Source organism: Vicinamibacteria bacterium (assembly GCA_035620555.1).
Taxonomy (GTDB): Bacteria; Acidobacteriota; Vicinamibacteria; order Marinacidobacterales; family SMYC01; genus DASPGQ01.
In genome coordinates this window covers 1-24,635 of record DASPGQ010000420.1, presented here as the reverse complement: position 1 = coordinate 24,635, position 24,635 = coordinate 1, and the positions used below count along the sequence as shown (strand labels likewise).

Annotated in this window: 23 protein-coding genes; 4 read left to right on the top strand and 19 right to left on the bottom strand. The window is 63.0% G+C overall.

The window, feature by feature from the left end:
• Window positions 1–178 precede the first annotated feature (178 nt).
• Window positions 179–565, bottom strand: a complete 387-nt coding sequence (locus tag VEK15_17240; GenBank protein HXV62449.1) for an ATP-binding protein — start codon at window positions 563–565, stop codon at window positions 179–181.
• A gap of 206 nt (window positions 566–771) precedes the next feature.
• Between VEK15_17240 and VEK15_17235 the strand changes: the two genes are divergently transcribed.
• Together VEK15_17235 and VEK15_17230 are read left to right on the top strand one after the other, a co-directional pair.
• Window positions 772–2,040: an urea ABC transporter substrate-binding protein gene (locus VEK15_17235; GenBank protein ID HXV62448.1), complete on the top strand. Its 1,269-nt coding sequence runs from the start codon at window positions 772–774 to the stop codon at window positions 2,038–2,040.
• On the top strand, window positions 2,037–3,974 hold the full coding sequence (locus VEK15_17230) for a SpoIIE family protein phosphatase (GenBank protein ID HXV62447.1): 1,938 nt from the start codon (window positions 2,037–2,039) through the stop codon (window positions 3,972–3,974). The genes VEK15_17235 and VEK15_17230 overlap by 4 nt, the downstream gene beginning before the upstream one ends.
• Window positions 3,975–4,096: 122 nt before the next feature.
• Here VEK15_17230 and VEK15_17225 read toward each other — a convergent pair whose 3' ends face one another.
• Genes VEK15_17225 through VEK15_17215 form a run of 3 tightly spaced genes read right to left on the bottom strand, consistent with a single transcriptional unit; the run spans window position 4,097 to window position 10,695 of the window.
• On the bottom strand, window positions 4,097–7,186 hold the full coding sequence (locus tag VEK15_17225; GenBank protein HXV62446.1) for an efflux RND transporter permease subunit: 3,090 nt from the start codon (window positions 7,184–7,186) through the stop codon (window positions 4,097–4,099).
• A 15-nt stretch (window positions 7,187–7,201) separates the two neighbouring features.
• Window positions 7,202–8,281 (bottom strand): efflux RND transporter periplasmic adaptor subunit, encoded by a 1,080-nt coding sequence (locus VEK15_17220; protein ID HXV62445.1) that lies wholly within the window; start codon window positions 8,279–8,281, stop codon window positions 7,202–7,204.
• Between the two features lie 17 nt (window positions 8,282–8,298).
• The gene (locus VEK15_17215; protein ID HXV62444.1) at window positions 8,299–10,695 is read right to left on the bottom strand and encodes a TolC family protein; all 2,397 of its coding nucleotides are present in this window, start codon (window positions 10,693–10,695) and stop codon (window positions 8,299–8,301) included.
• A 152-nt stretch (window positions 10,696–10,847) separates the two neighbouring features.
• On the opposite strand from VEK15_17215, the gene VEK15_17210 reads away from it, so the two are divergent.
• Window positions 10,848–11,927 (top strand): cyclase family protein, encoded by a 1,080-nt coding sequence (locus tag VEK15_17210; protein HXV62443.1) that lies wholly within the window; start codon window positions 10,848–10,850, stop codon window positions 11,925–11,927.
• 46 nt (window positions 11,928–11,973) lie between these two features.
• Here VEK15_17210 and VEK15_17205 read toward each other — a convergent pair whose 3' ends face one another.
• The 12 genes from VEK15_17205 to fdnG all read right to left on the bottom strand — a co-directional run bounded on the left by VEK15_17205 (window position 11,974) and on the right by fdnG (window position 22,723).
• The gene (locus VEK15_17205; protein ID HXV62442.1) at window positions 11,974–12,264 is read right to left on the bottom strand and encodes a hypothetical protein; all 291 of its coding nucleotides are present in this window, start codon (window positions 12,262–12,264) and stop codon (window positions 11,974–11,976) included.
• A complete protein-coding gene (locus VEK15_17200; protein HXV62441.1) occupies window positions 12,257–12,535 on the bottom strand; it encodes a hypothetical protein in 279 nt (92 codons plus the stop codon). Before VEK15_17200 ends, VEK15_17205 begins: the two co-directional genes overlap by 8 nt.
• Before the next feature lie 92 nt (window positions 12,536–12,627).
• Window positions 12,628–12,993: a type II toxin-antitoxin system PemK/MazF family toxin gene (locus VEK15_17195; protein ID HXV62440.1), complete on the bottom strand. Its 366-nt coding sequence runs from the start codon at window positions 12,991–12,993 to the stop codon at window positions 12,628–12,630.
• On the bottom strand, window positions 12,980–13,219 hold the full coding sequence (locus VEK15_17190) for a crotonobetainyl-CoA--carnitine CoA-transferase (protein ID HXV62439.1): 240 nt from the start codon (window positions 13,217–13,219) through the stop codon (window positions 12,980–12,982). The genes VEK15_17195 and VEK15_17190 overlap by 14 nt, the downstream gene beginning before the upstream one ends.
• Window positions 13,220–13,353: 134 nt before the next feature.
• Window positions 13,354–15,996 (bottom strand): protein kinase, encoded by a 2,643-nt coding sequence (locus tag VEK15_17185; protein ID HXV62438.1) that lies wholly within the window; start codon window positions 15,994–15,996, stop codon window positions 13,354–13,356.
• A 90-nt stretch (window positions 15,997–16,086) separates the two neighbouring features.
• Window positions 16,087–16,650 (bottom strand): DUF2268 domain-containing putative Zn-dependent protease, encoded by a 564-nt coding sequence (locus VEK15_17180; protein ID HXV62437.1) that lies wholly within the window; start codon window positions 16,648–16,650, stop codon window positions 16,087–16,089.
• 258 nt (window positions 16,651–16,908) lie between these two features.
• Window positions 16,909–17,316 (bottom strand): PIN domain nuclease, encoded by a 408-nt coding sequence (locus VEK15_17175; GenBank protein HXV62436.1) that lies wholly within the window; start codon window positions 17,314–17,316, stop codon window positions 16,909–16,911.
• Window positions 17,313–17,516: a type II toxin-antitoxin system VapB family antitoxin gene (locus VEK15_17170; protein ID HXV62435.1), complete on the bottom strand. Its 204-nt coding sequence runs from the start codon at window positions 17,514–17,516 to the stop codon at window positions 17,313–17,315. Before VEK15_17170 ends, VEK15_17175 begins: the two co-directional genes overlap by 4 nt.
• Before the next feature lie 192 nt (window positions 17,517–17,708).
• The gene (fdhE, locus tag VEK15_17165; GenBank protein ID HXV62434.1) at window positions 17,709–18,305 is read right to left on the bottom strand and encodes a formate dehydrogenase accessory protein FdhE; all 597 of its coding nucleotides are present in this window, start codon (window positions 18,303–18,305) and stop codon (window positions 17,709–17,711) included.
• 32 nt (window positions 18,306–18,337) lie between these two features.
• Window positions 18,338–18,955, bottom strand: coding sequence for a formate dehydrogenase subunit gamma (locus VEK15_17160; GenBank protein ID HXV62433.1), 618 nt, complete (start codon window positions 18,953–18,955; stop codon window positions 18,338–18,340).
• A complete protein-coding gene (gene fdxH, locus VEK15_17155; protein HXV62432.1) occupies window positions 18,921–19,709 on the bottom strand; it encodes a formate dehydrogenase subunit beta in 789 nt (262 codons plus the stop codon). Before fdxH ends, VEK15_17160 begins: the two co-directional genes overlap by 35 nt.
• The gene (gene fdnG, locus VEK15_17150; GenBank protein HXV62431.1) at window positions 19,709–22,723 is read right to left on the bottom strand and encodes a formate dehydrogenase-N subunit alpha; all 3,015 of its coding nucleotides are present in this window, start codon (window positions 22,721–22,723) and stop codon (window positions 19,709–19,711) included. Before fdnG ends, fdxH begins: the two co-directional genes overlap by 1 nt.
• A 72-nt stretch (window positions 22,724–22,795) precedes the next feature.
• On the opposite strand from fdnG, the gene VEK15_17145 reads away from it, so the two are divergent.
• Complete coding sequence (locus VEK15_17145) at window positions 22,796–23,422, top strand: MlaD family protein (GenBank protein ID HXV62430.1); 627 nt, start codon at window positions 22,796–22,798, stop codon at window positions 23,420–23,422.
• 135 nt (window positions 23,423–23,557) lie between these two features.
• Here VEK15_17145 and VEK15_17140 read toward each other — a convergent pair whose 3' ends face one another.
• From VEK15_17140 to VEK15_17130, 3 genes are all read right to left on the bottom strand, one after another.
• A complete protein-coding gene (locus VEK15_17140; GenBank protein ID HXV62429.1) occupies window positions 23,558–23,962 on the bottom strand; it encodes a type II toxin-antitoxin system VapC family toxin in 405 nt (134 codons plus the stop codon).
• Window positions 23,959–24,192, bottom strand: a complete 234-nt coding sequence (locus VEK15_17135; GenBank protein HXV62428.1) for an antitoxin VapB family protein — start codon at window positions 24,190–24,192, stop codon at window positions 23,959–23,961. Before VEK15_17135 ends, VEK15_17140 begins: the two co-directional genes overlap by 4 nt.
• Before the next feature lie 77 nt (window positions 24,193–24,269).
• Window positions 24,270–24,635: enoyl-CoA hydratase-related protein (locus VEK15_17130; protein HXV62427.1), on the bottom strand; the 366-nt coding region annotated here is incomplete at its 5' end.

The window sequence follows — 24,635 nt, the reverse complement described above, 5'->3', positions numbered from 1 at the left end:
GGGACCGCCTGATCATGATGCACCGCGGCCGGCCCATCCACGACATCCGCGGCGCGGAAAAGAGCCGCGTCGGTCCGGCCGACCTGCTGGCCCGCTTCGAGCAGATCCGGCGCGAAGAGCAGCTGGACGAGACCGCCGCCGAGCTGCTGAGAACGGCCTACGTATAGGTCCCCGAAGCCTACCCCATCTTCTTCTTCCTCAGCACCATCACGTTCCGTCCCTCCTCCCATCGGTACTCCTGGGAGTCGGTCAAGTTCTTTACGAGGTGAATGCCCATTCCACCGATGGCGCGCTCGAGCAGGGGCACGTCGAGATTGGGCGGCGGCCTGACGAACGGATTGTAGGCGCCCCCGTCGTCACGAATCTCGACGACCAGGTCGGCCCCGTCGGCGGAAATGGTAACGGTGACCTCTCTGGCCTGGCCGTGCTTGAACGAGTTCACGACCAGCTCCTCCACCGACGTCGCTAGCTCGACCTGGGCATCGCCAGCCAATCCGTGGCCGGCACAGAAGGTTTGAAGCGCTTTCTGGAGCGCATCGAGCTCGCCGATTTCGCGTAGGCTCATGCTGGTCATGTCGGAGATCGTTCTCTGGTTACCGGGGCTCATTATAAGGGGTCGATGTCTGGCCAGGACGTCGACGCTTAACTCGTGCTCAGTGCCGTGGTGGGCTCGCCGAAGCTTTAGCGAAGGCGGCCGCTCCTGCAGGGTGGGCTAAGTTTTTAGTCACCCTGCTAGAATACCCAAACCGTTATCGTCTGGGAGCCTTGTCGATGAACAAGAAAACCGGGGGCGCGCTCGCGCTGCTGGTCGTCGTTGGCCTTGGCGCCCTCTATCTTCTGGAATTTGCGGCCAGGAGCAAGGAGCCCATCCGAGTCGGTCTCCTGCACTCCTTCACCGGGACGATGAAGGACAGCGAGAGCGCGGTCGCGGATGCCGTGACGCTCGCCATCGAAGAAATCAACGCAGCCGGAGGTCTGCTCGGAAGACCCATCGTGATCGTCCGTGCCGACGGTCGTTCCGACGAGTCCGTTTTCGCCCGGGAAGCGGAGACTCTGATCACCGAGGAGAAAGTCGCCGTGTTGTTCGGCTGCTGGACCTCGGCGAGCCGCAAAGCCGTTCGACGCGTGGTCGAAGCCAACGACCATTTGCTGTTCTACCCTCTTCAGTACGAAGGCATGGAGAGCTCTCCCAATATCGTGTACACCGGAGCCGCGCCCAATCAGCAGATCGTGCCCGCGGTGAAATGGAGCCTGGACACGCTCGGCCGGCGCGTGTTCCTGGTTGGCTCGGACTACATTTTCCCTCGCATGGCGAACGTGATCATCGACGATCTCGTTTCCGCGCTGCGGGGCGAGGTCGTCGGCGAGGAATACCTTTTGCTCGGATCGAACGATGTCGAGGACGTCGTGAGGAAAATCCAGGAAACCCGCCCCGACGTGATCTTCAACACCATCAACGGCTCCACCAACGTCGCCTTTTTCGGCAGGCTGCGTGAAGTCGGGATTACCCCGGCCGAGATCCCGACGGTGTCATTCAGCATTGCCGAGCAGGAGCTCGTCAGCATGGGGGGCGACGTCAGCAAGATGGCGGGAGACTATGCCGCCTGGAACTATTTTCAGAGTCTTCCCATCGCGGAAAACAAGAGCTTCGTGCGCCGATTCAAGGACCGCTTCGGCGTCGAGCGGGTGACCAGCGACCCCTTGGATTCGGCCTATTCCGGTGTCCACCTCTGGGCCAATGCCGTGCGGGACGCTCAGACGGAGGACGTGGCCGCGGTCCGTCGCGCGGTGATGGGGCAAAGCTACCGGGCGCCGGGCGGCATCGTTTACGTCGACGCGGTCAATCAACATACGTGGAAAGTCGTCCGCATCGGCAAGATTCTCGAAGACGGGCAGTTCGGTATCGAGTGGAGCTCGGAGGAGCCCGTTCGTCCCATTCCGTTTCCCTTCCATCGCTCTCGCTCCGACTGGCTCGATCGGGTCGAGAGCTTCTATCGATCGTGGGGCGAACGGTGGGCCAATCCGCGGGTCGAGCCGTGATCTTCCAGAAGGGACGACTCGCGAGCCAGATGCTACGCTGGTTCCTTCTCATCGGACTCATTCCGTTGTTCCTCGCGACCTCTCTCACGTACCGCAACTCGGTGAAATCGCTCGAGGAGGAGGCTTACTACGAGCTGTCATCGGTCGCCAATCGGCAGATCAAGCAGATCGAGAACTACGTCCTCGAACGCCAGCGGGACGTGACCACGCTGGCACAGACGCCCCTCACCGGCGAGGCGATCGAAGAGCTCTCCCGGGCCCGGGAGCGATACGGCACCGAGTCCATAGAGTACGGTGAGATCGCCCGCTCTTATCGAGGATTCTTCTCTTATTACACGGAATCCGCGGATTATCAGGACCTCTTCCTGATCTCTAGCGAGGGTGACGTCCTGCTTACAGCGGCCGGAGGGTCGGAGCTCGGCGAGAGTCTCGAGAACGGCGAGCTCGCGAGCTCTTCCCTGGCGTACGTCTTCGAGCGAGCGAGCACGTTTCTCGAGACCGACATCTCCCCTTTCGATTTCTACCCGCCTTACGGCGAGCCCGCCGCCTTCATCGCCGCCCCGGCGTTCAAAGACGGCGTGGTCGTTGGAGCCGTCGCTCTGGTCTTGAACAACGAAGACGTCTTTCGAATCATCAACGACTACACCGGGCTCGGACGGACCGGCGAGACCGTGGTGGGGGTCATAAATGACGGTGAGATCGCCTTGATTGCGCCCACGAGGCATGACCCCGACGCTGCCTCGAGGAGGATCCCGCTGGACGATCCGAGCGCAAGACCGCTTCACGATGCCCTGAGAGGGGGCAAGGGCTCCGGGATCTCGATCGACTATCGTGGCCGAGAAGTCCTCGCGATATGGAGATACTTTCCTCTGCGATGGGGAATGGTCGTGAAGATCGACACCGAGGAGGCTTTCGCGCCGGTGGCGCGGCTCAGAAACCTCTCGATTCTGATCACCGTTCTCACGCTGGCGGCGGTGGTGCTCACCGCCCAGTCGGTTTCCCGCAGTCTTTCCGAGCCCATCCGGAGGCTCACGCAATATACGCAGAGAATCTCGAGAGGCGATCTCGATCAGAGAATCGATCTCCAGGTCGAGAACGAGATCGGAATCCTGGCGAGCTCCTTCAACCGAATGACCGCCCAGCTAAAAGATTCGATTCGGGATTTGCAAGAGACCACCGCGGCGCAGGAGCGCATCGAAAGCGAGCTTCGCGTCGCCAGCGACATTCAGATGAGCACGATGCCCAAGATTTTTCCTCCCTTTCCCCATCGGAGGGACTTCGGCATCCACGCGACGATCAAGCCCGCGAGGGAAGTCGGCGGAGATTTCTTCAACTTCGACCTGATCGAGGACGATCGGCTCTTCTTCGTCATCGGCGACGTCTCGGGCAAGGGGGTCCACGCTGCCCTGTTCATGGCGGTCGCGAATACCCTGATTCAGACCGCGGCTCGCGCGGGATTGAGCCCGGACGAGGTGCTGACAGCCGCCAACCGGCAGCTCAGCCGGGACAACGAAAGCTGCATGTTCGTCACCGTCTTTTGCGGTGTCGTCGATCTCGGAAGCGGACGGCTGACGTTCTCGAACGGGGGACACAATCTGCCGTATCTCCTTTCCGATGGGGACGGAGTCGCGCCGATCGAAGAGGCTTGCGGTCTGGTCCTCGGGCTGAACCCCGACTACGAGTACTCGAGCCACAGTCTGACTCTCCGGCCGGGCGATGGAGTCTTCCTCTATACCGATGGCGTGACCGAGGCGATGGATCAGGAGGGGCAGATGTTCGGCGAACCGCGGGTCGAAAGTCTTCTCGGTCGATACCGGCAGGCCGACGCGCAGAAGATGGTGGAGGGCGCTCTCGAAGACGTGAAGGTCTTCGCCGCGGGTGCTCCCCAATCGGACGACATCACCCTTCTTGCTCTCCAATATCGACCCCGCTGACTTTACCAGTGCTCAGTGCCGTGGCGGGACCCGTGATCGATCGAGCCGCCACGGCTCGAGCTGCTTACGGCGCGGCAAGCGCGCCGGGCTCGCTCCGCTCGCAGGGTGGGCTGAGTTTTTCATCACCCTGCATGATTTGCAGCCGTATAAGAACGATTGCTCACGCGATAGAAGACTCCGTAGAGGATCGGGACGACTCCGAGCGTGAGAACCGTCGCGAAGGCGAGACCGAACATGATCGCGATGGCCATGGGCTCCCACATGGGTCCGCCGCCGAGGTAGAGAGGAACGAGCCCGCCAATCGTCGTTCCCGTGGTGAGAAGGATCGGCCGCAAGCGACGCTGGGCCGCTTCCACGATCGCGGCCGCAGGGTCGCGTCCGCCCGCGATCTCGATCTGGATGCGGTCGATGAGGACGATGGCGTTATTGATGACGACTCCGGCCAGGGAGATGATCCCGAGAAACGTCATGAATCCCATGTACGAACGAAGAAGGTTCAAGCCGACGGCGACGCCAATGAGGCTGAGTGGAATCGTCGCCAGGATGATCAGTGGCTTGCGAATGGAATTGAACTGCGCCACGAGCACAAAAACGATGATGAACATCGCTATCGGCAGCTTCGCCACGATGGACTCGTTCGCTTTCACCGAGTTCTCGTAGTCCCCGCCGAGCTCGTAGCGGTAGCCGAGAGGCCAGTTGGCGCTTTCCTCGCGCAAGAATCGATCGAGCTCGAGGCTCACTTCGACCGGGCTCGTGCCCGGGGTGACGTCCGCCTGCACCGTGACGGTCTTGAGACGGTCCCGTCGGTAGATCACCGCCGGTTGCCAGACGACCTCGAGGTCGGCGACCTGCTTCAGCGGCACCGAACGTCCCGTCGCCTGTGAGAAGATATCGTGGCTTTCGAGCTTACCGATGTCCGTCCGTTCCGCGGCGACGGAGCGGAGCGTCACCGGAATGACTTTGTCCCCCTCGCGATACTCCGTCGTCTCGTAGCCGCTCAGAACCGTTTGCAGCGAGAGGGCAACGTCCTGGCTCGAGAGGCCGGCGCGCTGCGCCCGGGGCTGGTCGATATTGACCACGATCTTCTTCGTACGAAGCCCCCAGTCGTCGCGAACGTTTCTCACCCCCTGCATGCCTTCGAGCTGCTTCCGCACCCGGTCGACGAGCTCGAAGACCTTGTCTTCCTCCCCGCCCAGCAACCTCGCCTCGACGGGCGCCTCCGACGAGGGCCCGAGGGGAAGGAGGGCAATGCTCGCGCGGAGGTCGGGAAAGCTCTCGAAGCAGAACCGCTCCATGAGAGGGATGATCTCGCTCGCCAATCGCTCGCGCGAGGCCGCATTCACCAGGAGAATCGCGAACTCCGGGGTCGGCGGGGTCGGCGTGTACGAAAGAAAGAAGCGCGGAGCGCCCTCGCCGATGAAACTCGCCCAGTTGGTGATGCCTCCTTCTCGGCCCGCATCGACCGAGAGCTCGTTCTCCATGTAGCTCTCGAGCTCGGTCACGACGCTCTCGGTGAGGCCGAGGGGGCTACCCACCGGAAGCCGCAGCTCGGCGGTGAAGATCGCCTTGTCGTTGGGCGGAAAGAAAATGTTCGGAACACGACCGAGAAGCACCAGGGAGAGAACGAACGCCGCCATCGCGCCGCCAAGGGCGAGAGCGCGGTGCCTCAGCGCCCAGAGGATCGTTTTCCGGAACGTTCGGTAGGCACGTGAGTCGAAGCTCTCTTCCCCGGTTGGCTTCACCCGAAGGAAGAGCACGCAGAACAGAGGAGTCATCGTGAGGGAAAGGAGCCATGAGCTCAACAGCGTGATCGTGACCACTTCGAAGAGCGGTGCCGTGTACTCGCCTGTCGACGACTCCGCGAGATAGATGGGAAGAAAAGCCGCCGCGGTGGTCAGAGAAGACGTCAGAAGCGGGATCTGGAGCTCCCTGGCGGAATCGAGCGCCGCCGCCAGTGCCTCCTTGCCCTCCTTCATCTGCACCAGGATCGACTCGGACATTACGATGGCATTGTCGACGAGCATGCCGAGGGCGATGATGAGCGCGGCAAGCGACATCTGGTCGAGCCCGATGCCGAGAAACGACATCACGAGAAGCGACGCGATCATCGCCATGGGCACGAGCGAAGCGACGACGAGACCGGTGCGCAGGCCGAGGCTCACGAGCATCACCAGCAGCACGATTCCGACCGCCTGGAGCAGGTTGCTCACGAAGTCGTCGATCTTGCGCTCGACGTGATACGACTGGAGCGCGACGAAGTCGAAGGCGACTCCGATGGGAAACCGGCTCTCGAGATCGAAGACGAGCGCCTGGACTTTCTCACCGAGCTCGATGATGTTTCCGCCTTCCCGTAGGCTCACGGCGAGGGCGAGCCCGGGCGTTCCCCTCGCGTGCAGCTTGGTACGCGGAGGGTCGATGTAGCCGCGGCTGACCTCGGCAAGATCGCCCAGATACATCAGATCGTCCCGTCCGGGAAGACGGATAACGGTCGCCCGCAGCGCCTCCACGGATTCGATATTGCCCGACGGCTCGAGCACGATCTGCTCCCGCGCGGTGCGGACGTCCCCTCCGGGGAAGATGATGTTCTGACTCTCGAGGAGCTGCTGGAGCTGGTACGGGGAAACGCCGAGCTCGGCGAGGCGGGCGTTGTTGTACTCGACGAAGATCCGCTCCTCCTGAGCGCCGTAGATCTCAACCTTGGCGACCTCGGGAATCAATAGCAGCTCGTCACGCACGTCCTCGGCGACGTCCTCGAGCTCGGCGTAGCTGTAACCCTCTCCCGTCACGGTAACGATGGTTCCGAAGACGTCGCCGAACTCGTCGTTCACGAAGGGGCCGCGGATTCCCGTCGGCAGCTCGGGCATCGCATCCTCGACCTTGCGGCGGAGCTTGTCCCAGATGGGCCGCATGTTCGTGTAGCTTTCGAGCACGCTGACGATGAGGATCGAGACTCCGGTCTTCGACTCCGACTCGATGAAGTCGACTTCGGGCATCTCCTGAATCGCCTTTTCCAGCTTGTCGGTTACGAGAAGCTCCACCCGCTCGGGGCTGGCTCCGGGGAAATAGGTGATGACCTGCGCCGCGCGCACGATGAAGCCGGGGTCCTCGGCGCGAGGAAGGCTCAGGAAAGCCAGGATGCCCGCGGCGAAGACCACCGCGAGCGCCACGGCGGTGACGCGATTCTTCTCGATCGCAGCTCGGGTCAAGCTCATGGCGTCTCGACCGCTTCAACCCTCGAATCGCACGGTGAGCCCATCTTCGATCTGACTCACACCGGCGGTGACGACCCGGTCTCCGTTCTCGAGTCCTTCGAGGACTTCGAGACCCTCCCCGGTGAGCTCGCCGACGCTCACCGCGCGCCGGCGCACCACGCCCTTGCCATCGCCCTGGGCTTCCACCACGAAGACGAAACGTCCCGCGCGATCCTCGACGACGGCATGAGGCGGAAGGACGAAGAGCTTCCGAGAGTCCTGCGATCCAAAAGTAAAACTGACGCGCGCCGCCATACCGGCGCGCACGTCGGGCTCGGCATTGGTGAGCTGCACGCGGACGGGGAATGCGGTCGCGAGCGTCGTCGACATGACCCCCACCTCCACGACCTCCGCGGGAAACCGCCGTCCCGGAAGAGCATCGAAAGCGACCTCGACCGCGTCCCCCTGCCGCACCTCGCCGATGAGGCTCTCGGGGACAGGGACATCGACCTTGGGTCGCTCTCCCGACGTCAAAACCGCGATGGGCTTTCCCGCGTCTGCGTTCTCGTTCACCTCGACGGGTACTGCGGCGATCGAACCGGAGACGGGCGCCCGAAGCCTCGTGTAGGAGAGCTGGGAGCGAGCTTGCTCGACGCGCTGTATCGCGGCATCGATCTGAGCATTGGCGGACTCCGAGCGGGCACGCGCCGCATCGAGATCGCTGCGGGACGCGTTTCGGTTCTCGTAGAGTCCGCGCACGCGATCGTAGTCCGCCTCGGCCTGACGGGCCTGAGCCTCCGCCTGCGAGAGCGCCGCCTCCGCCTCCTGAAGCTGAAGCTGGTAGTCGGTGGGATCGAGCTCGGCGATGATCTGGCCAGGCTGCACCGAGTCTCCGGTTCGCACGAGCAGCCGCTCGATGTTTCCGCGCACGCGGAAGCTCAGCGTGGACTCGACCGCGGCCTGAGCGACCCCCGAGAACGAGCGAGCCCGCATCCCGCCGGTCGAGAACACCTCCATGGTGCGCACCGGCCGAAGAGGGTGCTCGGGCGACGCATCCTCGCGGCCGCAGGCGACCGCGGCCGCAATGGTGAGGAACACGAGCCAGTCATTGCGCATGATTCGCCTTCCCGTTCTCACTCTCGCCGCGGCGGGGCGACACCCTGATCGGCGAAGTAGGCATCCACCTGTCGAAAGAGCGCTTCAATCTCGTCGGGAGACTCGCGGGAGTAGAACTTCCCGAGCGACCGCTCGACCTCGAGCATGTCGATCAGAAAATCGTAGACGGCGTTCGCCGCCGCTTCCTCGGCGAGGACGGAGGCGTTTTGCGCGTCCAGCAGCTCGAGGATGGAGACCACACCCCGAGAGTAAGCGTCGGTGACGAGATCGAGGTTGTTGCCCGAGGCCTCGGCGGCGTCCCGGGCGAGCCCGATGCCGGCGTACGACGCGCCCACGGTGTGAAGGGAGGATCGAACCCGCTGTTCGATCCGCTCGCGAGTGGACTCTCTCTGGAAGCTTAGCTGTCCGAGGAGCTCCTCGTCCTGGCGGCGAACTGCGGGACGATAACCGCTCGTGAACAGCGGGAGCGACGCGGAGACGCCCAGGTTCCAGTTCGTGTCGTTCGGCGGCTCGAGCTCGAGCCCGGGAAAGAGCTGACCGAGCTCTGCGATGCCATTCCCGCCCGCTCCTCCACGAAACTGTCGTTCGACGCTCGCTCCAAAGAAGACGTCGGGCAGATAGAAAGCGCGATTCGAGGAGAGGAGCTTTCTCTCCTGGGCAGCGAGGGCCGCGTCGATAGCGAGAATCTCCGGGGACTGCTCGATCGCCACTCGCGCGAGAGCGCTCCGGGTGACATCGAAAATCTGGCGGCTCGATATGTAAGGATAGAAGAGCTCCCGAACGTAGAGGAAGACCGGGTCGTCGACGCCGGTCTCCTCGGTGACGAAGGGCTCTTCGAGCGGCCGGTGAAGCAGCCGGTTCACCGCGATCTCCGCCCGGTTCCGCTGGGCCGAGGCACGGATGACGGCATCCTGGTCGGCCGCGATCTGAGCCTGCCAGCGGTAGACGTCCGACGTGCTCGAGGTTCCGATCGCGACCCGAAGTTGCGCGAGCTCGAGGTTCGATCGCGTGAGAGCGAGGTTCTCCTTCTGAATGCGCTCGCTCGTGAGCCTGCGCATCACGTCGAGGTAGGTCGACGTCGCCTCCTGAACGACGTCCAGGCGAAAGCTCTGCTCCTCGAGTACGAGGGCGCGCTGGAGGTCTTCCTGGATCTTCTTGTTCGCCCAGGCGGAATCGGAGAAGAGGAGCTGGCTGAGCGACAGCCCCGGCGCGAGGCGCCTTTGCGCAATTCCCGTCGCCTCGGCCCGATCCCGATCGACGATCGCGCCTTCGACGACGAGCTCGAGCTCGGGCAGCAGAAAGGAGCGGGCGATGGGAATGTTCTCGGCCCCGGCAGCGACTTCTCGGGCAAAGGCCTGGACATCGCGGTTCACCGAGAGAGCCTCCTCGGCGACGAGAGCGAGGTTGAGCCGGCGAGCCGTCTGGGGTCTTTCGTCGTTCAAGAGCTCCGCCACCGTCTCGAGGGCAAAGCTCGGATAGACGTCGATCGCTCGAGCCGTCGACATGTTGATCACGAGCTCTTCGCGGTGAACGAAGTCGACGGAGAATGTCGCGGGATCGTCACCGAGGAGCGTCCTCTGAACGTTGAGCGCGACGCGTCGCGCCCGTCGGTCGAAGACGTCTTCGGTGAGGCTCATCAGGAACCCTCGCTCCACCTCGCTTCGTCCGAGCACGGAGAAGCTCGGAAGTCTCCGACCGATGAGTCCCGACGCGAGCTTCTCGAGCTCGCCCTCTTCGAGCTGCAGGAGGGGATCCACGTAGACTGCCTGGGCGTCCGGGGGAATGCGACCGAGCGCGGCTTCCGCGCGTCCCGAGACCTCGACCAGCATGAGGTCGATCTCGAGATCGGTCGCCGCCTCCTCGAGACGGCCTTCCACGCCGGGGATCGCTCGCAGCGCCGGCCCGTGGAGAAGGACGAGGCGCTCGAAATCCTCGAGCTCCCGGAAGACCTCGACGTTACGCTCGAACGTGATCGAGGACGCGAGGTAGCTGAGGTTGTGAACGCCGCTTCCCGCGCCGTCGACGGCTCGAGGAGCGTCCTGGATGCCCGCGTCGATGACGAAAGGAGCGATGACCGGCGTCGTCAGATTCGAGCGCCGGATCACCCGGTCCGACGCGATGATGCCCATGGCGAGCACCAGGTCGATGTCCGGGGAAGTCAGCAGTTCATCCAGAGCCGCGTCGACCCGGGCCACCGTCCAGTCCCCCACGATATGAGCTTCGGCGGGGAACTGAACCTCGAACTCGCCCCGCGTGAGATCGAGAATCTCGTTGCGAAACCGGGACTCCACTTCGTCGTTTCGCTCCCAGGGCCCGTCGATGACGACGCCGATACGGACGACCGGCACCTGCGCCCGAGCGAAGCCCGGGAGCATCCATAGGACGAGGCCACAGCGGAGGAGAGAACGCGACATGAAATGCGCCAGCATTCTAGACCGAGTCACCGCTCGAATCGAAGACCATGGACTCCCGGTCTGGACGCGCGTGGCATTTTGCCGCGCCATCATGATTGTTTTAAGCTCAAGGCCTTCTGTGCTTTCCCGCCGCGAGGCGAAAGGAGGAGGCCATGAAATCCAAGCACCGCTTCTTGTCGTGCGCGATCGCGGCGACGACGTGGACGGTCTCGATGTCCCTCGGAGCCGAGACGGAAGCCCCCACCAGGGCAATCGCGTCCAGCCAGGGAGAGGCCGATGAGCTCGGAATGGCGAAAGAGCTCGGCCCCGCCACCTGGGCCCGGTGTGCCGCGCAACTCTCGAATCCGAACGCCAGGGCCTACGAGCTTTCTCACGTGCGCTCCAACACCATGCCTCTCTCGCCGTTCGCGGGACCCCTCGAGCTGACCTATCTCCCGTCCGCGGGCGTTGCCGGGTCGAAACAGGCGTTCAACGCCGACGTCGTGAACGAGAATGCCAGCCCGGGACAGCAGGGCACGCAGATGGACGCGCTCGGGCATTTCGCCTACCTCGATGAGGCGTGGGATGGAACGTCCGCGTTCTCGATGGACGGCGCACACTATTACGGCGGATTGACACAGAAAGACGTCAAGCCGACGCCCGACTCGCCGCTCCTGAAGCTCGGGATGGAAAAGGTCCCGCCGATTGTAACCACGGCGATCCTGCTCGATGCGAAAAAGTACGTGGGCGGTGGTCAGGCGATGAACGCCGGCGAGGTGGTGACCTCACGGCACATCGAGGAGATGCTACGGGCCCAGGGACTCGGGGATCGGGGGATCCTGGCCGGCGACGTCGTGCTCGTGTACACGGGCTGGAGCGATCACTACAGAGATCCCGACACCGACAAGGTCTATTACAGCAAGGCTCCGGGGCTTTCGTACGACGCGGCGAAGTACCTCGGCGACCGGCGGGTCGTCGCCGCGGGGCTCGACACGCCGTTCGTCGACACGGTGGCCGAGGGGATGCTCCAGGGAAACGCACCGCCGCCGCCGGGAACGCCCGAGGGCCTGGCGTTTCCCATCCATCACTACTTCCTCACACAGGCGGGAATCCACACCCTCGAGAACCTCAAGCTCGACGAGCTGGCGCGGGACGGGGTCTCGACGTCCTGTACAATGGTGCTGCCCTTGCGGGAGAAGGGCAGCGGGGGATCGCCGATCCGCCCCGTCGCCATCGGGGTGCCGGGACAATAAAGCGGCCATCTCGTCGACGAAGGCTATCGCCTCGCGCATTCGCGACTCAACGATACTTGCCGGTCTTTAGCAGCGCCTTGACTTCGTCGTGGTTCCCGAGAAACGACACGTAGAACTCATTCGGCCGATCCTGAAAAATGAGTCGTAGCGACAGGGTAGCGCGACACTCGAACAGCTTGTTTCCCAGTTTGCCGATGCCCAAACCGCTGTGAACATGTGGTCGGCCGAATTTTTCCGTGAGCTCACACAACGCCAGCAGGCACTCGCTTCTTTCTTTCGTGGGGAGGTCTCGCAATCGCCGCACGACGCCGGGGTCGATCGCGAGAATCCTAGCCAAACATCTTCCTCAATTGTTCGGCGGTGACGGGGACGAGTTTCTTGGCGCGACGCAGCTTCTCGTATCGACTGTCAGTGGCCTCCTCCAAGGCCTCGACCTGCTCGGCGGTCGCCCCGTACTCGCGCTGAGCGTAGTCGGTCGATTCCACCTCGACCTTGCGCAGAGCGATGATGTCGGCCCCGCAAACGATGCCGATGTCTTCTCCTCGAGCCGCCGCCAAAAGCCACTTGCTGAGATTCTTCTTGGCGTCCGTAATCGTTAGAGTCTTCATATAGTCTTTATACAGTCTACAAACTGTATCGTCACGGAATCGTATCGTCAAGGAATCGCATCTTATGGGACGTCATCCACGCGCAAACGTAGCTAAATTTGCAGCCAACAATGCTCCGGCTCGATACCCAGAATGAGCGCGACCGATGACTTGACTCGATCGATCTCGTTCCCATTCAGCGAGCCGAGTTTCTGCACGAAACGACCGTGGCTGAGGGCTCTCAACTGAAAGCAGTCCACCGCCGATCTCTTTTTCAAGCCATGCCGAGTCTCGGGGTCGAGAGTCAGGAAGAATGGGTTCGTCTCCCAGCGGTCCTTCCACGCCGTAACCGGTACGACGATGGCGAGGCGCAGGTGCTTCTCATGCCCCGGGTTGAGCACCACCACCGGACGCGTCTTCCGAATCTCGTCACCAACCGCGGGGTCGAGGTTTACCAGGTAAAGGTCACCGGTCTTCAAAGTCTTCGGCCTCGATGGATTCGAAGACGTGCTCGGGCGCCTCCTCGCCGTAAGCTTCCATCGCCTCGCGGCACTTCATCTCTCGCAGCTTCCTCTTGTCCTCGCGGATCTTTGCCAAAATCGCTTCGCGCATGTACTCACTCTTGCTCTTGTAGTCGAAGATGGAGAAGACCGCCTCGATGAAATCGAGGTCTTTCTCTTCCAGTTGCACTTTCTGCACCTTCACGGCGGCATAGTACCACAGAATAACCCCAAAAAATGGGCCTATTATTTGGGTCTATCACTCGAGGCGGAGTGGGACCGGATCTCTTCAGCAGCGACGCGCCCCCGCGCGGGAGATTGCGATCGAGCTTGATTCGATCAGGGTTCGAGCTGAGAGGGCCAGCTCGTCACCAACGTGAGCGGGGAGGCGTTCTCGGACGGAAGCGAGTTGATGAGAAAACGACCGTCCGCCGCCACGTCGTATTGGAACAGGACGAAGTTCGGCGAAACGATGCGCGTCTGGAAGAGCTCGCGGGGCGCTTCCGCCGACTGGCGCTCCGGGTCGAACGTGACCGCCATCAGCTTTCTCTCGGGCGTGACGTAGTAGATGGTTCTGCCGTCGTGGCTCCAGCGGGGTTGCCCCCCTCCGCCGTTCGAGATCTGGAGCCGGGCGCCCGGCCCAGGGAAAGGCTGGACGATGATCTCGGCATAGATGCGGCCAGGGTTCAAGAAAGCGATCCAGTTGTCGTCAGGTGACAGTTGAGCCTCCGCGCCCGGGCCCATGGTGGTCACGACGCCATCGCTCGGAGAGAGGACGGCGAGCTCGGGAGGACCTTTGTCGAAGCTCATGAAGATGAGACGGTCATCGCGGGCCCGGTCGTTCGGGATCATCTTTCCGCCATGAATCAGGGAATGAGGAGGACGGGAGCCATCGGCGGGGACTTCGTTCAGCTCATAGGACTCACCGTCGAACGAAACGTAGACGATCCGGGAACCGTCGGCCGACCACACCGGCATCTCTTCGATTCCGCCTTCCGTCAGACGGCTGCTGACACCGCGGTCGAGATCGAAAATTCGAATGACGCGCTTACCGTTGCCGGAATCATCGGAGGTAACGGCGAGCCGCCGGCCACCGGGTGACAGCCGGGGATCCCGGTACCGCATCGCCGGGATTACAGCCATCTCGTTCCCCTCGGCGTCGAACCACTCGAGACGCGCCGGGTTGTCCGCAGCCGATTGAAACACCAGAACTCCGGTGTCGGAGACGGAGAATCCTGATCGGGAGAAAGCGAGGTCCTTCTCGAGCTCCTGCTCGCCGATGGGTGCCGGAAGTCCCGTCGGCTCCAAACGAACCGGATCGAACGGAAGGGCCATGAGCCGGCGATCCTGGACGAAGAGCAGGCGACCGGCGGCGTAGGAGACGTTCCCAGTGATCCCGGACGACACGAGCTTCGGCTCCTCGGCATCGAGCGAGCCGACATAGATTCCGCTTAGAAGCCGGTTTCCCGGAGCACTCCAGTCGAGGAAGAACAGGAAGTGCCTTCCGTCGGGAAGAAAGTGAGGCCATCGATGCGCATGGCCGCGATCCCCCGGAGGAATCGACGTGGCCGGCACCGGTTCCCCGCCTGTGGCGGAGATGCGGAGGAGCGGCCCCGCGGTGGCGGGCGAGAACACGATCACTTCGTCGCGGCTCCACGATCCTCCTCGACCAAACTGCGCGTCACAGAGCTCCCTGACCGCTCCGGTCGCAAGATCGATCGTCTTGAGCTTGCCCGCCCGGGTGAAGAAACCGATGCGACGGCTGTCGGGCGCCCAGAAAGGAAGCATGGCGTCTTCTGCCCCCGCGAGTTGTTGTGCTCCGACTCCAGAAAGCGTGCGCACCCACAAGGAGTATTTCTGTGCCGCATCCAGGGCGACGAAGGCGACGCGCGTTCCGTCTGGAGAGATGGCGAAGTCATCGTGCTCGAAAGCGACGCCGGGTGGAGGCAGCAATGAGGCGCGGACGGGCGGCGCGAGCTCGCGATCGCGCCGATTCGAGCCCAGGCCGACGACCCCGGCCACGCTAAGGAGCGAAAGGACGACTCCTATCAAGATCCACTCTCGTCGGGAGAGCTTCTTGGATCGGCTCGATGAAGCGACAGCGGGTTCGACGTGGTGCTCGAGCCAATCCAGCTGAATCCTCACGTCGTGTGCGGACTGCCAGCGCTCCTTGGGATCCTTCATGAGACAGGACCGCACGATGCGATCGAAGGCCTGCGGGACCGTCGGGGCGCGCTCGCTCAACGCGCGTGGTTCTTCTTTCAGTATGGCGGCGATCCAACCGGCCGGCGAGCGTCCCTCGAACGGATGCGTTCCCGCCGCCATCTCGTAGAGCATGAGGCCAAGGGCAAAGATGTCGGTGCGCGCGTCGGCATCTTTACCCTCGAACTGCTCCGGAGCCATGTACGGGACCGTGCCCACGACGGTTCCTTCCTTCGTGAGCGGCTGGCTCCTTGTCGGCGACACGGATGCATCCGAGACATCCACACCCTCCGGGACGCTCTCCCCCGCGTGCTTCGCCAGCCCGAAGTCGAGGAGCTTGGCCCCGGATCTCGTGAGCATGACGTTCCCGGGCTTGAGATCGCGGTGAACGATGCCGTGGAGGTGCGCCGTATGGAGGGCGCTCGCCACCTCGCGGCCGATGCGCAACAACTCGGTCAGCGAAAGGGGTCCGCGCTTCAATCGCGCGGCGAGGGTCTCTCCCTCCAGGTACTCCAGCACGAGATAGGCAACGCCGTCCTCCTGATCCACGTCGTAGAGCGAGCAGATGTTCGGATGATTGAAACGCGAGATGGCCCGAGCCTCGCGCTCGAATCGTTCCAGGGAAACCGGATCGTCGGACAGGTGACCCGGCAGGATCTTCAGCGCGACGGTGCGATCGAGCCGCGTGTCGCGAGCGCGATAAACCTCGCCCATACCACCGGCCCCGGCAGTACCCAGGATCTCGAAGGGTCCCAGCCGCGTGCCCACCGAGGGAGCCATTCGATCGATTATACGCCGCCGGCGTCGCGTCTCATTGGGGTAGCGCACCCCGTGATTCGTTATCCGTCGAAAACCCCGTCGCCTCGCTCGCTAGAACGGGCGAAATGCTTCCGCGGGGGTGTTTACCAGATCCGCGGCGGAGAGACCTGGATTCGCCGCCTGGTAATCCTCGACGATTCGGAAGCCGAGCGTATACCCGGTCCAGCGCGGAAGCCCACCCGTGCCGAAGAACCAGGCGTCGCGGTTGAAGCTCGTGCTGTCGAGCTCGGGGCGAGCTTGCTCGAGGTAGTGCTCGGTTTGATCGCGTGGAAACGCGTTGGACCAGGGCGGGACCGGAGCCCCCAGGAGCTCGATGGCAAAGTGATCCGCCAGGCCCTCCGAGACCATGCTTTGGAGGAGCGTGGACCCGTAACCGGGGCCTCGCCACCTCATATTGTGGTGGAGCTCGTGTGCGACGATCGGAGGCAGCCGATCCGACAGGACGTCGCCTAGCCCGGGAAACTGTGGGTCGATGTCGATCTGCATGGTGAATCCGTTAGGCGCGAATCCCCCGACCCCGTAGCCCGCGATGGCACGGTTTGCACTCGCCGAGACCGTGATCGAGAGCCGCCCAATGGCAAACAGGGACCCCGCTTGCTCCAGGGTCTGCTCCACCAGCTCGCGAATTTCCGCATGGTGCGCAGCCAGCAGACCTTGCGGATCGACGATGGATATGCTGGGTGGGCCGTTCGCCGGCGCTCGAGGGGCCGTTGGCGAGCTATCACCACACGAAACGAGCACAAGGAGTGATGCGGAAAGCGATAGCTTCTTCCGGGGACGAAATGCCATGAGACGGAGATCACGATACTGCAGTGTCCGTACGCGATCAAAAAAGAATCAATGGACCTGGAAATGCGCGATCCGCCGCAACGCTTATCCTCGCGACATCTCCGCACCGGCATCCACCCTGAGCTCTGTGTGACGTTCTATCGCATCGAAGTCGGAGTCGAGATGCAAGATCGGCACATCGGCGCTGATGGCGACGGCGGCGATGAGGCAATCCATCAACTTGCGGACCGTCTCTCCTTCGCGGCGACAATGACGATAGATAGAAGCCGCCTGCTCATAGTGCACCGGGGTCATGGGGAGGACCGCAGCGCGCGCCAGAAGTCGGCGGAGCCGATGCAAGTGGGCTTCGTCGCGTGCTCCTGCGAGAACCTCCATCCGAATTGCGTCGCAGGTCGCAACCTCTCCCGCCAGTAACCTATCGACGCGATTGCATACCGGTGAGTCGGTATTGCGGAGGAACTCAATCCATGCCGAGGTATCGACGAGGATCACGTCGTCCGGCTCTTGCGCATTTCCTCGAGATCACCATCCCAGCCCGAACCACGCAAACCGCGGGCTTCATCGACCGTGAGCGGTTCCGCCGCGAGCGTTCGCAGGGCGAAGTTCACCGCGTCGCGCTTGGTGGCCAACCGAAACCGTCTCATGACCTCGGCGCACGCTTCGTCGTCGATGTCAATGTTTGTGCGTGACATACACCAACAATACACCTGGGACCTGACGCTGGTCAAACTTCCTGGAACTTTTGGTCTCTTCTACCCTGTCGATGGCACAGGTTACGGGCTCTACGATTACTTGCGGTGTTTCAGAAGCCGCTCGTCAAAACCTGAAAGGCGTGTCCTTGTTGATGCGGACGCGAGCGAACTCTGGATGCGAATAAGTTTCGCTTACATCCCGACGAGGTTGGTCTGGATTTTCTCGTAGCCCATCTCCCGCGCTCGCAGGTCGAGAGCGATGGCCGCCATCTCGTCGACGTCGGGTATCGCCTCCGGCTCCTCGTCGAGCCGCACCACGTTGAGATAGAGTCGGCAGGCATCGCAGGCTCGTACCTCGATATGCGGGATCTCGGAGGCGGTAAAGACCACCATCTTTCCTTCGTCGGTCATCTGACACGCGGGACATTGCGAGCGCGAGGCTCGGCGCTCCTCGAAGCAGAGCGAGCAGGCGAGCCAGAGCGAACTCCCCTCGCCTTCGCCACGAAGACAGCCCACCTGAGGCGGAGCGTGGTCGTCGCGGCACGCGCCCTCGGTCTGGAGCAGCACGCGAGCGAAGAAGCTCTTCGGTGAGCTCCGCTCCTCTCCCGAACGATACATCTCGACGGCGTGGTACACCTCCACCTCGCTCGCCGCTTGCCTAAGAAGAGGCGGTCCGAACAACGAGACGACCTCGATGAGCTCCCGCGGCGTTCCCCCGCGGGCCTGGAGCGTCGCAACCTCCGCGTAGAAGTCGAGCGCTTCGGCCGCCTCGGGGAACCGCTTCGCCAAGCTCCGCGCACGCTCCGCGCGATGGAGAAAGCCTACCCCTTGGTCTCGCGGTACCACTTGGCGTGGTGGGACTCGGCCCACTCGCGGGTCACGAAGCCGCGCAGCATGCCTCGAAAAGCCCCGGGAATCGCGGCTGTCCCCATATAGACGTGAAGAATGATGCCGGCGATGGCGACGACCGCCATCGTGGGGTGAATCAGCACCGCGGCGAGCCTGAGGCCTCGGGGCATCCATTCGGGAAACCAGAGCACGGCCCCGCTCGCGAGAAGAAAAGCGGCTGACACCGACTGAATCCAGAAAAGGACCTTCTGTCCGGCATTGAAGCGGCCGGCCGGGGGGAGCGCTTTGTCTTCGTTCACGGCGAACCGATGAACGTTCGCGAGCCATTCGCGGTCTTCCGCCTCGATTCTCATGTCATGGGCCCAGTTGCGAAACATGATTCCGAGAGCCACGAAGAACAGCACTCCGCCCCAGGGGTGCCAGCCCCGAACGGTGACGCCGCCGCCGAGCACGTCCGAGATCCAGTAGAGTCGAGGGGACCAGAGAGCGAGGCCGCTGAGCGCGGCGTAGACGAACGCCATGGCCGAGAGCCAGTGCGCGGCCCGTTCGGCGAAGCTAAACCGCTCGATCGTCGCTGACTTTGGGTCCATAGCGCAGATAGTGAAAAAACGCCGCCAGGATACCCCCTACGAACACGGCGTTGCCAGCCCACTTGAGGGGACCCTTCCACAGGCGAACCGTCCAGGGGATCTCGGGGTCGCGCGGCAGCCCATAGCTTTCGGGCCGGCTCGCGTCTTCGAGCACGTAGATGACGTTCGTTCCTCCGACACCCGGCGGATTGTAGACGCCGGCAAGCGCCTTGCCTTCGGCCTGAAGCTCCGCGGCACGGTCCATAGCGATCTGCACGAGGTCACCCCTCTCACCGAAGCTCAAACAGTTCGTTGGGCAGGCCTTGATGCAGGCTGGCTCGAGTCCGACGCTGGTTCGGTCGGAGCAGAGGTTGCACTTGTAGACCTTCTGCGTAATCGGCGAGAGCCGTGGCACGTCGAACGGACACCCGGTGATGCAGTAGCCGCAGCCGATGCACTTGTCGTGATCGAAATCGACGATGCCGTTCTCGCGCCGGAAGATCGCCCCGGGCGCGGGGCAGGCCTCGAGGCAACCGGCTTCCACGCAATGCATGCACTGGTACTTGGCCATGTGCCACGCCAGGCCGCCGTCGTCTCGGGTCACCTCGTTGAACTTGATCAAGTTCCAGAAGTCGTGCCGAAGATCGGGAAGGGTCTGATAAGTCCCGTCGTAAGTGCCCAGGCCGAAGTCCTGATCGTTCCATTCCTGACAGGCGGCCTCGCAGGCCTTGCAGCCGATGCAGGTCGTCGTGTCGATGAGCTTCGCTACGATCATCAGACTTTTTCGAGATCGACGAGAAAGCCCTTGTACTCGGGGGTGCCCGAGTTCGGATCCAGCACCGAGGGCGTGAGGTTGTTGACGAGCGGTCCGCGTACGCGGCCGAGAAACCCCCAATGGATGGGAAGCCCGACTTGATAGACCGTCTGGCCCTGGACCTGGAGCGGCCGGATACGACGCGTAACCATCGCCGGGCCCTCGACCGCGCCTCTCGCCGAGGTGACGCGAACGAGATCGCCGCTTCCGATGTCCTTCTCGCGGGCGAGCTCCTCGGGAACTTCGACGAAGAAGCTCGACTGGAGAAGGGAGTTGGTTTTAACGTGCTTCGTCCAGTAATGGAAATGTTCGGTGAGGCGGTAGGTCAGCGCGACGTAAGGGTACGTCTCGCGGTCGCCCAGCGGATCGAGAGCGCCAGTGAAGACCGTGGCCAACGGGTTCGAGGAGACTTCGGGATGCATCGCGTTCGCGACGGGAGACTCCGCCGGCTCGTAATGCTCGGGAAAGGGTCCCTCGACGAAATCGGACGCGAAGAGCTTCGCGACGCCCTCGGGAAGCATGATGAACGAGCCGAGGGTATCGGGAGCCGCGTCGGCTTTGAAATCGGGAACATCGCCGCGGTACCGGCCATTCTCCCAGTGTATCGGTGCCCTCGTCGGGTCCCAGGGATTGCCATCGCGGTCCGCCGAGGCACGGTTATAAAGGATGCGGCGGTTCGCCGGCCAGCTCCAGCTCCAGTTGGCGAAGAGGCCGAGCCCGGTGGGATCGTCCTGGCCCCTTCTCGCCATGAGATTTCCCTCGTCGGTGTAGGAGCCGGAGTATAACCAGTTACCGCACCGCGTCGTACCGTCGTCCCGGAGCTCACCGAATCCCGCGACCTGCCGACCGCTCGTGAGGGATTGGCCGTTGATCTCCCGGGCGACCTCTTCGAGATCCGGCGAAGTGGGATTGCCGTAGCTCCAGGCGATCGCCCGGAGAGGCTCGGGAGCCGCGCCACCTTCTCGCTCATAGAGCGCGCGGATCTCGAGAAAGAGCCGCGCGATGATCTCCTGATCGGGCTTGGCGTCACCGGGAGGTGGGAGGGCGGCCCGCTTCCACTGGAGCCACCTCGATGAGTTCACGAACGTGCCGTCCTTTTCCGCGAAACAGGCGGCAGGAAGCAGGAAGACCTCGGTAGAGACGTCCTTTTCCTCAGGGGCACCGGGATAGTACTCGCCGGCGAGCGTTCTCGCCTTCCAGAACGCCGCCGTCTCCGTCTCGAAGTTGTCGACGACAAAGAGCCACTTCAGCTTCGAGAGAGCGTTCAGCATCTTGGGAGAGTTCGGGCCATTGGCGACCGGGTTCATGCCGAAGGCGACCATCCCCTCGAGCTGCCCCTGCGACATGCGGTCGAAGAAGAAGCCCCATCCGTAGTTGTCGTTCTCGCCGACCTTGGGCAGATAATCGTAACCAAAGTCGTTGGCCTGAGTCCCGCCGTCCCCGTAATAGGCCTTCAAGAGGCTCACGAGAAACTTCGGGGTATTGCTCCAGTAGTTGAGGGAGTCGGGACGAAGGGGCGCGGGGGAGTTCGCGGCGGCATATTCGGAGAGCGACTTCCAATCGGCGCGCGGCACTTTGAGATACCCGGGAAGCATGTTCCAGGCTCCCATGTCGGTCGCTCCCTGGATGTTCGAATGCCCGCGTTGCGCGTTGACGCCGCCACCGGGAACGCCGATGTTGCCGAGAAGGAGTTGCACCATGGCCGCCGCATGGATGAGCTGGACCGAGTGGCTGCTCTGCGTCCAGCCCAGTGCATACAAGATGGTGCCCGCTCGGCCCGCGCGGCCGGTCGAGCAGATGATTTCCGCCGCGCGCTCGAACTCGGATTGGTTGCAACCACAGATCGCGGCCACCCGCTCGGACGTGTAGCGAGCGAAATGGGCCTTGAGCAGCTGGAACACCGAGCGCGGGTGCTCGAGCGTCGGGTCGACGGAGGCAAAGCCCCGCGGATCGCGCTGATACTGCCACGTCGACTTGTCGTACGCTCCTTGAGCTTCGTCCCAGCCGGAGAAGTGACCGTTCTCGAAAGAGAACTCGTCGCTCACGAGAAAAGACGCGTTGGTGTGCTGCGCGACGTAGTCATGGTGGTAGAGCCCGCGGTCGAGCGCGTAGTGGATGAGACCGCCGAGAAAGGCGATGTCGCTTCCGGCCCGGATGGGTACGTAGACATCGGAGACGGCCGCGGTGCGGTTGAAGCGCGGATCGACGCAGACGAGCTTCGCTTTACGGTGGCGCTTCGCCTCGATGACGAATCGAAATCCGACGGGATGGTTCTCCGCGGGGTTGCCGCCCATGACGAGGACGACGTCGGAGTTGGCCACGTCCGTCCAGCCGTTGGTCATGGCTCCTCGGCCGAATGTGGCGGCCAGACTGGCCACCGTGGGGCCATGTCAAAGACGGGCCTGATTCTCGTAAGTAAGGATCCCGAGACCGAAGCGGAACTTGCCCAGGAGGTAGTTGATCTCGTTCGTGTCGGTGCAGCCGCCGATGAGAGCGACGTTCGCCAGACGGTTGACGGTGCGACCGCTCTCGTCCTTCTCCTCGAAGCCACGATCGCGGGTATCCTTGATGAGCCGTGCCATCCGCTGGATGGCTTCGTCCCACGAGATCGGCGTCCAATCGGAAGCACCGCTGGCACGATAGAGCGGTCGGGTGAGACGGCGATCGTTCACCACGTACTGCTTGAGCGAAATGCCCTTGGGGCAGAGAGTGCCCCGGTTGATAGGACTTTCGGTATCGCCCTCGATGTGTACGACCGTCGGCTCTACGTTCTTTGCCCCGTCACCGAGCGTGTGGATTACGACGCTGCACCCGACGGCGCAATAGGGGCAAACGCTCCGGGTCTCCGTGGTGCGGGCGATCTTGAGCTCTCGAGCCCGCACCGAAGCGGCGGCCAAATCGAATCCGAACGCGCTCGTGGCGAACGTCACGCCACCGATCCGGAAAAACTGCCTCCGGGTAAGCTCGATGCTCATCGGCCCTCGTAAGATTCCTACCATGGGGGATCGACCCTGTCAATGAATGACGCTTTTGCTAAACTCGCCCCTATGCGGTGGTCGATCGTTTTACTCGGGTTGTCGCTGGCCTGCTCCGGAGAGAAAGCGACCTTTCGGGACGGCGTTCCGCTCAACGTCCTCTTCGACGAGCGACACGGCCTCGCGGGCGGCGAGCCGGTGCGCTTTCACGATTTCGACGTGGGCGAAGTCATTTCGGTGGACATACGCGAAGCACGGGTGCGGGCCGTGCTCTCGATCGAGCGCGAAGTCTTGGAGCAGCTCACCGAGGCCACCACGTTCCTGGTCGATGAGGACAGCGCCGGGCTATTTCTGCAAACGTACGTTCTCGACCCCGACGCGCCGCGCCTCGAGGAAGGCGCGACCGTCGAGGGCACCGATTCTTCGCTGGAGCTCGCGATGAAGCGGGCGCGAACGAGTGTGGGCACGCTCCTCGACTGGCAGGACGAAGATCAGGCCGAGCTCGAACGACGTCTGAAAGAGCTGCAGGAGACGCTGAGCCAGCTCGGCGAGGACGCCTCGGAGGAGGCCAAGAAGCTGGCGGAAGAGCTCGAGCGGGGCATCGACCGGCTTTCGAAAGAGCTCGAAAAAGCGGGACGCTCCGAAGAGGCCGAGAAGATCCGAAAGAAGCTCGAGGAGCTACGCAAACGCTTCGAGTAGAAGCTCATGGATTTGGAGAAATGGATCCCCTATCTCTGGATCCCGCCCCTCTCGCTGGTGCTCTTGCTGGCACTTCTGGCCTACTGCGGGCGTTGAGGCTCGCTCGCGTCGTTAGCCTCCAACTGGAGCTTTGCGTCAGTACTCGAGAACGGAAAGCTCGGGAACGCGGCGGAACTCGCGAACGTTTGCGGTTACCAGAGCCGCCCCGTCGATTACGGCTGCCGTCGCGATCAAGAGATCCATGGCGCCAATTCTCTGTCCCGCTCGTTCCAGCCGAGCGAGCAACTGCCCGTAGACGAATGGGAATCGACCGTTGGGATAAAAGATCGTGAAACCCTGACAGAGCCTCTCGACTCTTTCCCGCTCCTTGACCGGGTCCCTCGACAATTCCGCGCCTGCGTGAAGCTCACAAACCGCGTGCACGCTGGCAACGAGCGCCTCGCTCTCGACGCTCCGGAGAAACGCGCTGCCCCGACCCTCCTTCTCGCGAGCGGATTCGCGGAGCAGGTCCACGAGAAACGTGGTATCGAGATGGATCAAAGCTTCGGTGCTTTGGCGGGATGCCGCCGACGGGCCTTGATCTGGGCTTCGATGGCATCGAGTGCATCCTCACTCATGCGAAGCCGCTCCACGATGCGGCGAAGATCCCGACCCGTTCGCCGACGCCCGAGCTCATCCTTGATCACTTCCGAGAAGGATTTCCCCGGGGTCTTGTACCGGGAGAGGACCTCGTATGCCTCGAGATCGATGGTGATCGTCTTGACAGCCATGCACTTATCGTGCACTTATCCAGCATGCGCTGTCAAGCCATCTTGATTTCGGTCAATCCTACCCGCGCCCCGCAGCGTCACCTTCCCTTGAAATTGGGAGTCATCTTCTCGAGAAGCGCGTTCAGGCCCTCGCGGGCGTCCTCGGAGCGAAAGCAGGCCAGCTGGGCGTGTTGTTCGAGCTCGAGCACTTCCTCGAGCGTCGCGTCCTCCGCACGCGCGAGGGTTTGTTTGGCCCAGCGAATCGATACCGGAGCCGCGTCCCGAAACTCCCTTGCCTTCTGAAGCGCTCGCGCCTGGAGCTCGTCGGGGGACACGACCCAGTTGACGAGGCCGAGGGAAAGGGCCTCTTCCGCCGGGACGAGCCGCCCGGAGAAGACGAGATCTCGAGCCACCGCCGAACCCGCGATTCGTGTGAGGAAGTAGCTCACCCCCCAGTCCGGATG

Coding starts and splice junctions, on each gene's coding strand:
- VEK15_17240 (HXV62449.1), bottom strand. CDS start 565: ATGAGCCTACGCGAAATCGGCGAGCTCGATGCGCTCCAGAAAGCGCTT.
- VEK15_17235 (HXV62448.1), top strand. CDS start 772: ATGAACAAGAAAACCGGGGGCGCGCTCGCGCTGCTGGTCGTCGTTGGC.
- VEK15_17225 (HXV62446.1), bottom strand. CDS start 7,186: ATGAGCTTGACCCGAGCTGCGATCGAGAAGAATCGCGTCACCGCCGTG.
- VEK15_17220 (HXV62445.1), bottom strand. CDS start 8,281: ATGCGCAATGACTGGCTCGTGTTCCTCACCATTGCGGCCGCGGTCGCC.
- VEK15_17215 (HXV62444.1), bottom strand. CDS start 10,695: ATGTCGCGTTCTCTCCTCCGCTGTGGCCTCGTCCTATGGATGCTCCCG.
- VEK15_17210 (HXV62443.1), top strand. CDS start 10,848: ATGAAATCCAAGCACCGCTTCTTGTCGTGCGCGATCGCGGCGACGACG.
- VEK15_17200 (HXV62441.1), bottom strand. CDS start 12,535: ATGAAGACTCTAACGATTACGGACGCCAAGAAGAATCTCAGCAAGTGG.
- VEK15_17185 (HXV62438.1), bottom strand. CDS start 15,996: ATGGCTCCCTCGGTGGGCACGCGGCTGGGACCCTTCGAGATCCTGGGT.
- VEK15_17170 (HXV62435.1), bottom strand. CDS start 17,516: ATGTCACGCACAAACATTGACATCGACGACGAAGCGTGCGCCGAGGTC.
- VEK15_17160 (HXV62433.1), bottom strand. CDS start 18,955: ATGGACCCAAAGTCAGCGACGATCGAGCGGTTTAGCTTCGCCGAACGG.
- fdxH (HXV62432.1), bottom strand. CDS start 19,709: ATGATCGTAGCGAAGCTCATCGACACGACGACCTGCATCGGCTGCAAG.
- VEK15_17145 (HXV62430.1), top strand. CDS start 22,796: ATGCGGTGGTCGATCGTTTTACTCGGGTTGTCGCTGGCCTGCTCCGGA.
- VEK15_17135 (HXV62428.1), bottom strand. CDS start 24,192: ATGGCTGTCAAGACGATCACCATCGATCTCGAGGCATACGAGGTCCTC.